This window comes from Acinetobacter sp. ANC 4910 (genome assembly GCF_004331035.1).
GTDB lineage: Bacteria > Pseudomonadota > Gammaproteobacteria > Pseudomonadales > Moraxellaceae > Acinetobacter.
In genome coordinates, this window is record NZ_SJNT01000016.1 from 64,217 (window position 1) to 74,009 (window position 9,793).

Annotated in this window: 10 protein-coding genes and 1 pseudogene; 1 reads left to right on the plus strand and 10 read right to left on the minus strand. The window is 45.5% G+C overall.

All coding sequences use genetic code 11. The features are described from left to right. Positions 1-5 precede the first annotated feature (5 nt). The 9 genes from E0H82_RS14860 to pcaF form a co-directional block, all read right to left on the minus strand. Positions 6-1,466: a NosD domain-containing protein gene (locus tag E0H82_RS14860; RefSeq protein ID WP_131265504.1), complete on the minus strand. Its 1,461-nt coding sequence runs from the start codon at positions 1,464-1,466 to the stop codon at positions 6-8. A gap of 45 nt (positions 1,467-1,511) precedes the next feature. Further along, positions 1,512-2,369 (minus strand): type I 3-dehydroquinate dehydratase, encoded by an 858-nt coding sequence (gene aroD, locus E0H82_RS14865; RefSeq protein WP_131265505.1) that lies wholly within the window; start codon positions 2,367-2,369, stop codon positions 1,512-1,514. A 156-nt stretch (positions 2,370-2,525) separates the two neighbouring features. Continuing rightward, a complete protein-coding gene (gene pcaG, locus E0H82_RS14870; protein WP_131265506.1) occupies positions 2,526-3,155 on the minus strand; it encodes a protocatechuate 3,4-dioxygenase subunit alpha in 630 nt (209 codons plus the stop codon). A gap of 15 nt (positions 3,156-3,170) precedes the next feature. Beyond that, entirely contained in the window at positions 3,171-3,896 is a 726-nt protein-coding gene (gene pcaH, locus E0H82_RS14875; protein WP_131265507.1) for a protocatechuate 3,4-dioxygenase subunit beta, read from the minus strand. Positions 3,897-3,922: 26 nt separating this feature from the next. Further along, complete coding sequence (gene pcaC / locus E0H82_RS14880; RefSeq protein WP_131265508.1) at positions 3,923-4,357, minus strand: 4-carboxymuconolactone decarboxylase; 435 nt, start codon at positions 4,355-4,357, stop codon at positions 3,923-3,925. 14 nt (positions 4,358-4,371) lie between these two features. Beyond that, a complete protein-coding gene (locus tag E0H82_RS14885; RefSeq protein WP_131265509.1) occupies positions 4,372-5,727 on the minus strand; it encodes an MFS transporter in 1,356 nt (451 codons plus the stop codon). A 42-nt stretch (positions 5,728-5,769) separates the two neighbouring features. Continuing rightward, positions 5,770-6,546: a 3-oxoadipate enol-lactonase gene (gene pcaD, locus E0H82_RS14890; RefSeq protein ID WP_228258673.1), complete on the minus strand. Its 777-nt coding sequence runs from the start codon at positions 6,544-6,546 to the stop codon at positions 5,770-5,772. An 8-nt stretch (positions 6,547-6,554) separates the two neighbouring features. Beyond that, entirely contained in the window at positions 6,555-7,910 is a 1,356-nt protein-coding gene (gene pcaB / locus E0H82_RS14895) for a 3-carboxy-cis,cis-muconate cycloisomerase (RefSeq protein ID WP_131265511.1), read from the minus strand. Between the two features lie 22 nt (positions 7,911-7,932). Further along, positions 7,933-9,138 (minus strand): 3-oxoadipyl-CoA thiolase, encoded by a 1,206-nt coding sequence (pcaF, locus tag E0H82_RS14900; protein ID WP_131265512.1) that lies wholly within the window; start codon positions 9,136-9,138, stop codon positions 7,933-7,935. 15 nt (positions 9,139-9,153) lie between these two features. Here pcaF and E0H82_RS16570 point away from each other — a divergent pair, with 15 nt between their 5' ends. Continuing rightward, positions 9,154-9,423: a hypothetical protein gene (locus E0H82_RS16570; RefSeq protein WP_165492964.1), complete on the plus strand. Its 270-nt coding sequence runs from the start codon at positions 9,154-9,156 to the stop codon at positions 9,421-9,423. A gap of 206 nt (positions 9,424-9,629) precedes the next feature. On the opposite strand, the pseudogene E0H82_RS14905 reads toward E0H82_RS16570, so the two are convergent. After that, a pseudogene (locus E0H82_RS14905) lies at positions 9,630-9,793 on the minus strand (3-oxoadipate CoA-transferase); the annotation flags it as partial.

Consider the following 9,793-nt stretch of genomic DNA (forward strand, 5'->3'; position numbering starts at 1 on the left):
TTTTATTATTTAATGCGAACGGCTGGACTCAGTTCAGAAGTTGCACCCAAATGGTCTGTGACATTGGCAGTGACATTGGCCACACCACTTGCCACTTTCCATGTTGCTTGACCTTGACCTTGTGCATTCGTTGTCACAACTTGCATGCCTAAGTATTGCTCTGCTTCTTGACTCTTCGCTTGACGATTGGCAAAAAACTCAACCTGATAGCGTTGATTCGGTTGCGCCTGAACTTCAGCCGTGACTTGACCTTTGCTATAACTCAAACGAGGTGCTTGAATGTTTTGGTTTGGCATCGCATTACAGCCTTGTTCATTCGGCTGTGTACAAGTCTTTTGCAGTTTCGCCGCTTCAATGACCACACCGCCACCACGAGAACCCACAAAGCCCGCATGTTCAAGTGCAGGAACAGCAAATACAATGGCACCTAAACGCTGATTGGGTACACACGAACCACCTGCCTCACAGCGTTTAATATCTTTGCCATTGCCCCAAATTAGGTTTTTGGTCAACGTTGTACGTGCATTCGCATCTTTTTCTGAACGAATGGCGATGCCAAGACGGTTACCGTGAACTTTATTACTGTCAAAAATGTTGCCATCACCCGTGAGGTTAAAGCCAATTGAGTTATTGGTCAGTTCGTTATAGGCGATGTAATTACGCTTGCCCCAGTTAATTTGCAAACCATCAGAATAGTTTTCAAATTTGTTCCCCACCACCGCATTGTCATTGCCCCACAAGATTTCGATACCTTGCGACGGCTCTGGGTTGGCTTTGGTTGAGGTGAACAGGTTATTGGCGACAAGGTTAAATGCCGCACCACGAGTGAGCTCAAGCCCATCGCCGTTATCTACAAACAAGTTGTTCAAAACTTTGTTGTTATTGGTGGTGGTCGAGGTCGGATTGCCCTTACCATCATCACCCGTCAACATCACGCCTGAACCACCGTAGTTATTACTGATACGGTTATGTTGAATCAAGTTATTGCTTGAACGGTTCACCAAAACACCAATACAGAAGCGATGAATATCCAGACCTTTTAAAGTCACACCATTCACATCTTGCAGAACAAGACCCGGTAAAGTCATGGTACGGACATTGGTGCCATACTGTTCAGGATTTGCTCCTGGGCAGGCTTTCGCGCCTTCACCTTTAATATAGTTGGAACCATCAATCGCAATAAACTCGCCCGTTTTGTCCCATTGCGCCCCAATAATTTTCACTGAAGACTTAATTAGCGGTAAAGGCTGATTCAGTTTAATTGCATAGGGTGCTTGTCCCACAGCTTGGATTTGAATTTCATTTTCTTGTGCAGCATTGGCATTCGATTGTTCAATTGCCCAACGTAGTGAACCTTTTGCAGTATCGTCCTGATAACGATCCACAATATAAGTTTCTGCACTGGCAAAACCTGAAGCCGCTAAACTCAAAACCAATGTGGTCAAACGTAAGGTTGATGGTTTCATATTTTAGATCCTTTTCTATCCTTGAAGATGAATAACACAGTGCATTTAAGGGGTCGGTTGTACGGTTTTCAGCAACTGTTTGAGTTGAGTCACATCAATTTGACCCGGGGCAGAGGCTTCACCAATCATGCCGAAACTTAAACTGCCGCCCATATTGGCGGTCGCTACACGTGAAATGGTGCCCAACTGCCCCATTGACATAGTCAGTAAGGGTTTCTGACTTTTTTGACTTACAGCCAGCGTGGCATTCATAAGGGTAAAGACATCTTGTTTTGACTTTGGCATCACCGCAATTTTTAGAATGTCGGCCCCCATCTGATCTTGTTTCAGCAAACGGTTTTCAATTTCTTGTTGTTCTGGCGTTTTATTAAAATCGTGATTCGACATAATCACTAACACATGTTTATCATGCGCCAATTTGGTTAATTTTGCGACACTTTCTGCATCACGGAACATTTCGATATCCAGCAATTGCATGAATGGCTTTTTCAAATATTCACGATAAATCTTTTCATAGTCTTGGTCAGACACCGTCATTTTCCCGCCTTCGTTATGCGTACGAATGGTGGCGATCAACGGTTTGTCTTTTAAAATTTGATTCAACTGCTGACCCAATGCAATCACTTTTTTGGTGTCGGCAGAAAACTCTAATAAGTCGATGCGAAACTCAGCCAAATCTGCATTGGGGTTGCTGGCAATCACTTTTGCTTGGGCAAGGGCTTGCTCTGCTGTTTTTGCGGTAATCGGTACAATGGTTTTGACAGGTAAATCACCAATATTGAGATTTTTGACCATATAGTGTTGTGTCGCAGGGGCAGTGTCGCCTGCAAATGCAGATGGCATTGCGGCTAAAACAGCACTGCTTAAGCAGAGTTGCATCGCTAATTTTTTGATGGTAATCATTACATTTCCTTGTATTTTCAGACTATTGCCTGACTTCTGTCATCAGTCGAAAACATACGTGGAATGGATGAAACTGGTCATGCCATCACCACGCATAAAATTAGATCATTTCAGCAAGAACAGTCATGAAATAGCTGTTCTTGCCAATTCTGACGATTAGATGTCTAAGAAGACCGTTTCATCTTCGCCTTGAATACGAATGTCAAAGCGATACACCACCTCACCATCACGCTCTTCACGTTTTGCGATGAGGGTTTGACGACGAGGTGCCCACTCAATACCTTTAAGTACAGGATCTTGTGCATTGGCTTCGGCTTCATCTTCAAAATACACACGGGTATTCAAGCCAATGTTAATCCCACGTGCAAAGATGATCAGTGCAATATGCGGTGCCTGAGTAGTCCCTTTACGTCCCGGAACCGCACCCGGTTTAATGGTATTGAAACTCCAAAAACCTGTTTCAAAGTCTGCGCCTGTACGACCCCAACCAAGGAAGTTTGGATCGACCGCTTTGCCTTGAATATCGGCCGCACTTGGATACACACCGTTGGCATCGGCCTGCCAGATTTCAATCAACACATCACGTAACGGTAAACCTAAACCGTCGAACACTTGACCTTCTAAGCGAATACGTTCGCCCAAGGTTTTTTCTTGAACTAACTGATTGTTGAAGTTGTTTTCAAACACTTCAATGTTGGCTTGTTTTGGCAACAAACCAATGTGTACGTATGGCCCACCTGTTTGAGATGGAGTTTCATGCAATTCTTGAAAGTTCCAATTGTTCATGTTGTTCTCCCTGAATTAAGTCAAATCATTTTCGAAATATGTCGCACGACGACCACGTAAAGTGATGTCAAAGCGATAACAACGACTGTCTGCTTCAATGAAATTGCTCTTATCTTCTAAAGCAATCAGCGCGCGACGTTGTTGTTCCGAAGGAATGGTTTTAATAATCGGACACGAATCAATCAGCGTATCGCCTTCAAAGTAGAACTGAGAAATAAGACGCTGCGCCCAACCATCTGCAATCAAGGAGAAATGGATATGTGCAGGACGCCATTCATTAATACGGTTACGCCAAGGGTACGGACCCGGCTTAATGGTACGGAATACAAAATAGCCATTGGCATCGGTCATCATGCGACCACAGCCGCCAAAGTTCGGGTCCATCGCACCAATAAACTGATCATTTGGATGACGATAACGACCTGAAGCATTGGCTTGCCACACTTCAAGCAAGGCATTTTTGACTGGACGACCAAACTGATCACGGACATAGCCGTGCACGATAATGCGCTCACCAATCGGTAGACCTTCTTTGGCATAGTTCAAAATCAAATCGTTATCTTTAGGTCCAAATTGCTCAGCACTGAACTGCGGTGAAGTCACTTCAGTTAAGGTTTCTGCAATCGAAATCAAAGCATTTTTTGGCGAGCGTAATACACTGGTTTTATAGCCGGGTGCGTATGCTGGCGGATGATCATCGGTATTACGTTGTGCATAAGCACCTAAAATAAGTTGCGACATGTGACGTCCCTCTTAATCTTGTTCCATTACTCTTGGTTCGTTTGTTCTTGGCTTAACGACTGCTCACTCAGTTTTTGCGGGGCAATGCCTAAATCTGCAAAAACTTCTTCTGCCATATGCATGGCTGCATTGGCTGCGGGTAAACCGGCATACAGTGAACAGTGCAAAATCAACTCTTTTAAATCGTCCTTGGTCACACCATTGTTAAAACAAGCACGTAAATGCATACGCAGTTCATCTTCACGGCCCAACGCCAATAACACAGCTATGGTGACTAAGCTACGGGTATGGCGTGGCATGCCCGGTCTAGACCAGACTTCGCCCCACGCAAAACGGCTAATAAAATTTTGAAAGTCGGCATTGAAATCATTCAAGTTCTCAAGTGAACGACCGACATGCTTTTCACCCAACACTTCAGTGCGTACGGTAATTCCTTGTTCATAACGTTGTTCATCATTCATGGGAGAAACCTCAATTAGATCGCATCTGTATGTGCAACCAGTGATTTAACAAAAATAGCGACCGCTGCTGCTGTTGCTGGAATTAACAGCAGACTTAAAATGGCAGTAAACGACCAATCATTGCCCAGTAAAACTGCGCCGATCCATGCACCAAATACCGCACCGAAACGACCAATCCCAGACATCCACGCCACACCTGTTGCACGGCATTGGGTTGGATAAAAACGAGCACTGAGTGCTGGCATAGCCGACTGTGCACCATTAATTGCAACACCCGCACAAAGCACTAAAATGGCAAGTAATGTTGGATTTGCTAAGCTCTGACCTACGGCAAAAGCAAAGATTCCAGCGACAAAATAGAAGCCTGCAATAATGCGGTTCGGGTTGAAACGGTCCATTGCCCAGCCAATAAATAAAGCACTGAGGACACCGCCAAACTGGAATAAACCACCGATAAATGCAGCACGTTCCATCGTTGCGCCTGTTTCACGCATTAAGGTTGGTAACCAACTGGTAAGAAGATAGATCATCACCAAACCCATGAAATAGGTCAGCCACAATAAAACCGTACCTTTGACATATTTCTGAGAGAACAGCATGCCAAACACGCCTTTCTTCTCACCACCTTCGGTTTTTTCTTCAGGCACATGAAATTCAGTAACACCCTGTACTTTTTCAGGTGCAATACGTGTCAAAATTTTGCGGACTTTTTCGCTGTCACGACCTTTCACAATCAGGAAACGATAGGATTCTGGCAGGAAGAAAATCACCAAGATCATCAAAATCAGTGGAGACCAACCACCCAATAAGAATAGGCTGTGCCAACCAAAAGTTGGAATCAACCAACTGCTGATGAAACCACCTGTCGCCATACCCAAGTTATAACCACAGAACATACAAGTCACGAGTAACGAGCGAGAGCGCTGTGGGCAATATTCAGAAAATAGCGTGGTTGCATTCGGCATCGCTGCACCCAAACCAATACCGGTTAAAAAGCGCAGTATCACCAAGGTATTTAAGTCAGCCGCATATGCCGATGCCAAAGTAAAACCACCAAATATCAGCATCGAAACACTTAAAACAATCTTTCGCCCAAAGCGGTCAGCAGTTGGACCAGACACCAAAGCACCAATAATCATGCCGCCTAAAGCCGCACTCATGACTGGACCTAGTTGCGAGCGGTCTATCCCCCAGTCTTGTGCCAAGGCTGGCGCAATAAAACCCATTGCCGCAGTATCAATACCGTCAACAAAAACAATGAAGAAACATACAATTGCGATCAACCACTGATATTTGCTAATCGGTGCATCATTAATCAGTGCTTGTGCGTCTATACTCGTTTTTTGAGTAGCGTATTCCTGAGACGCCATACCTGCCTCCTTGGGCTGAAAGTCCTTTTAAAAATCCTTAAACTATTGAATCGATCCAATGAACTGACTGAGGGTTTGATTAAACAGCTCAGGTTGCTCAATATTGGACAGGTGTGATGCATCAATCACCACCAGTTCACTCGCTTGAATTTGTTGTTGCATAAAGATGCCATCTGCCACTGTGGTAACTGGGTCAAATGCACCTGCAATGACTAAAGTTGGAATCTGAATCTGTTGAATTTGAGTCGATAGATCCGCTTGTGCGAGCGCTCGGCAAGATTCTGCATAACCCAATGCTGGTGTAGTGGCTAAAGACTGAATGGTGCGTTGCGCCAGAGCATCGTGTTGATAATCAAACTGCTCACTAAACCAGCGTGTATGCGTAGTTTTGACCAAATCTGCTAAGCCATTCGCTGTCACAGCATCTGCACGTGCATTCCAACCTTCTTCAGTCCAAATTTTGGCTGCTGAATTGGCAACAGTAATGCTATGAAAACGATCTGCATGGTGAATACCGAGCCACAAAGCCGTCATGCCACCCATTGAAATGCCGCAGAAATGCGCTTTTTCAATGTTTAAACCATTCAGAATATCAATCACATCTTCTGCAAGATTTTGTACAGTGGTCTGCTCAATCACATCACTTTGCCCATGACCACGCGTGTCATAAGTCACCACTTTGAACTTTTGTTCAAAGGCAGCAACTTGTGGCTGCCACATGCCTTTATCGGTACCCAATGAGTTTGAAAATACAATCACAGGCGCATTGTCTTGCCCACTGATCGCAACAGATAAGGTCTTGCCTTGACGATTGGTCATTGTGATATTCACTTTGCCTCTCCTTTTGCTTCCTGCAAAACCGCATCAATCTGATCTTGAATATTGCCGAGATATGACGCTGGTTTAAAAATTTCTGAAATCTGAGTTGCGCTAAAATAGGCTTTGACTTGATCGAGTTCAGTAATGACCTCTTTTAAGTGAAGACCTTTTTCCACGGCTGTTTTGCATGCCGCTTCAACGACATGATGAGCCTGTAAGCGACCCATATGCGGTGCCAAAGCCATCATCACAGCTTCCGCCATAATCAAGCCTTGGGTACATTCCAAATTGCGTTGCATATTTTCAGCATTGACTTGCATCCCTTGTAGAACATCCAAAGTCCGTTCTAAAGCACCCGCGCAGAGTTGGAAAATTTCAGGCAATGCCAGCCATTCCGCATGCCAGCTACCTAAACTACGTTCATGCTCTTGCACCATGCTTTGATACAAACTCGACATCAACACAGGCACACGATTAGCTGCTGCCAAAACCGATGCCGCAGCGACAGGATTACGTTTATGCGGCATGGTCGATGACCCGCCACGCCCTTGCGCTGTGGGTTCAAACACTTCGGCTATTTCGGTTTGCATCATCAATGACCAGTCACGCGCCATTTTGCCCAAACTACCTGTCACCATCGCTAGGACACTCGCGATTTCGACAATACGGTCACGCTCACCATGCCAAGTGCAGGTTGGAACAGAAAGCTGTAATTGGATGGCAAATGCCTGAACCACAACAGTACCCTGTGCTTGTAATGAAGCCAATGAACCGACTGCACCGCCTAATTGTGCAGTGAAAACACGTGCTTTCATGGCGTCAATACGGGCTAAGTCACGATGAAAGGCTGAAGCCCAGCGCGCGAATTTATGCCCCAACGTAATAGGTAAACCTTGCTGCAACCATGTGCGTCCAATCATGACTTGTGAGCGGTACTGTTCCGCTTGGGTCAATGCAGTGCGGTAGCACTGATGAATTAAAGACTCCACCTGTTGCAGCGCAGCACGACATTGCAAAATACATGCGGTATCTAAAATGTCTTGACTGGTTGCACCCCAATGCACATAACGCGCAGCATCTTCATCGCGTTGTTTCACAATTGCAGTTAATTGCTTCACAAAAGGAATCGCAATATTGCCCGCCAAGCCTGTTGCAACAGCCAAAGCATCAAAGTCAATCTGATCAATCGCAGTCTGTGCAACTTGAGAAATTGCATTTGCCGCAGATTCTGGAATGACACCGACTTGAGCCTGCGCTTGTGCCAAGGCAACTTCCGCCTCAATCATGTAAGACACCAACGCGCGATCACTAAAAATTTCAGTCACCTCGTTTTGGTAAAATAAGCTGGCATATAACTGGCTCATGATCGCTATCCTTAAATCTGCTTTAAACCCGCTGAATAATCATTGCAATGCCTTGACCAACCCCAATACACATTGAACATAAGGCATAAGTACCTCCCGTTTGTTCCAATTGGTTTAAGGCCGTGGTGACTAAACGTGCACCCGATGCACCGAGTGGATGACCAATCGCAATCGCACCACCGTTTGGATTTACTTGTGTTGTGTCATCTGCCAAACCTAAATCACGGGTAACCGCCAGTGCCTGTGCCGCAAAGGCTTCATTCAACTCAATCACATCCATCTGTTCAATGCTGAGATTGGCTTGTTTGAGCAGCTTCTTAATCGCCGGTGCTGGTGCAAAGCCCATAATGCGAGGTTCAACCCCAACAGCCGTGGACGCAATAATCTTGGCACGTGGTTTAAGTTGGTACTGTTCAACGGCCTGTTCCGAAGCAATCAGTACAGCAGCCGCACCGTCATTGATGCCTGACGCGTTTCCCGCTGTGACGGTGCCTTCTGCTGTGACGACTGGCTTCAGTTTTGCCAAACCTTCTAATGTGGTCGATGCACGAGGATGTTCATCCGTATCGATCACAATCGGATCACCCTTACGCTGAGGAATGCTCACTGGGATGATCTCATGTTTAAAAAAGCCTTGAGCTTGCGCGGTTGCGGTGCGCTGTTGACTCGTCAAGGCAAACTGGTCTTGATCTGCACGATCAATATGAAATTGTTGTGCCACATTCTCTGCGGTTTGTGGCATGGTCTCTACACCATACATGGCTTTCAGCTTAGGATTGATAAAACGCCATCCCATGGTGGTGTCTTCAATCTTCTGGCTACGGCCATAAGCCGTTTCTGATTTACCCATCACAAAGGGAGCACGTGACATGCTTTCTACGCCACCTGCAATGATCAGATTCGCTTCACCGGCTTTAATCGCACGGGCTGCCATCGCAATCGCATCCAACGATGAACCACATAGACGATTGACTGTGGTGGCAGGCACTTCAACCGGTAAACCTGCCAACAATGCCGACATACGCCCCACATTACGGTTATCTTCACCGGCTTGGTTGGCACAGCCGTAAATCACGTCATCTACCTGTTTCCAGTCCACGCTTGGATTACGTTGCATTAAGGCTTGAATCGGTACAGCACCCAAGTCATCGGCACGGACTGGGGCTAAACCACCCGCATAACGGCCAAATGGGGTACGGATGGCATCGATGATATAAGCGTCTTTCATTCTTACGTTTCCATTTTGAAATCTGTTGTTGTCACTGCCACAAATGATGGATTTATTCATTTTCCTTTGCGTAGGCAAAGCCTCACTTTTGATAGGGCAAAAGTGACAAAACCCTTTGTTGCTCAGACACAACATCCCTGTTGTGCTGAGCAACGAGGCGACATCCATGTCGCCAGTCATGTGAGCAAATACAGTTTTAAAATTCTTTCCCAGCATTTGCTGGAGCCTATCGTCATCAACAACCTGCATAAATTCTTATCAGGATTATTTTTGCAATCCAATTGAATAGATGTTCATGGTGAACAGGTTTTGTTGATGACAAAGTTTTTCTTGCGTGACGTTGTCACTCATTTTTTAAAAAAGTAACAAGAACGAGCTGTTGGACTTTGAATCCTCCCTTAATCCCTCCTTTAAAAAGGAGGGAGACTCACTGCACTTGAAGCTAGAGAAGTCCCCCTTTAGCAAAGGGGGATTTAGGGGGATTCAAATCATTAATTCTGTTGTGTCGCATCCATCAACGGAGCACCGGTCATGGCTTGCAATTCTGCAAAGCTTAAACCATCGACTTTCTCAATCACTTTTAACCCTTCCACAGTGACATCAATCACACACAGGTCGGTATAAATGCGGTCAACACACTTTTGTCCTGTGGCGG

Excerpts from the sequence above, each read along its gene's own strand:
- E0H82_RS14860 (WP_131265504.1), bottom strand. The coding sequence starts at position 1,466 with ATGAAACCATCAACCTTACGTTTGACCACATTGGTTTTGAGTTTAGCG.
- aroD (WP_131265505.1), bottom strand. The coding sequence starts at position 2,369 with ATGATTACCATCAAAAAATTAGCGATGCAACTCTGCTTAAGCAGTGCT.
- pcaG (WP_131265506.1), bottom strand. The coding sequence starts at position 3,155 with ATGAACAATTGGAACTTTCAAGAATTGCATGAAACTCCATCTCAAACA.
- pcaH (WP_131265507.1), bottom strand. The coding sequence starts at position 3,896 with ATGTCGCAACTTATTTTAGGTGCTTATGCACAACGTAATACCGATGAT.
- pcaC (WP_131265508.1), bottom strand. The coding sequence starts at position 4,357 with ATGAATGATGAACAACGTTATGAACAAGGAATTACCGTACGCACTGAA.
- E0H82_RS14885 (WP_131265509.1), bottom strand. The coding sequence starts at position 5,727 with ATGGCGTCTCAGGAATACGCTACTCAAAAAACGAGTATAGACGCACAA.
- pcaD (WP_228258673.1), bottom strand. The coding sequence starts at position 6,546 with ATGACCAATCGTCAAGGCAAGACCTTATCTGTTGCGATCAGTGGGCAA.
- pcaB (WP_131265511.1), bottom strand. The coding sequence starts at position 7,910 with ATGAGCCAGTTATATGCCAGCTTATTTTACCAAAACGAGGTGACTGAA.
- pcaF (WP_131265512.1), bottom strand. The coding sequence starts at position 9,138 with ATGAAAGACGCTTATATCATCGATGCCATCCGTACCCCATTTGGCCGT.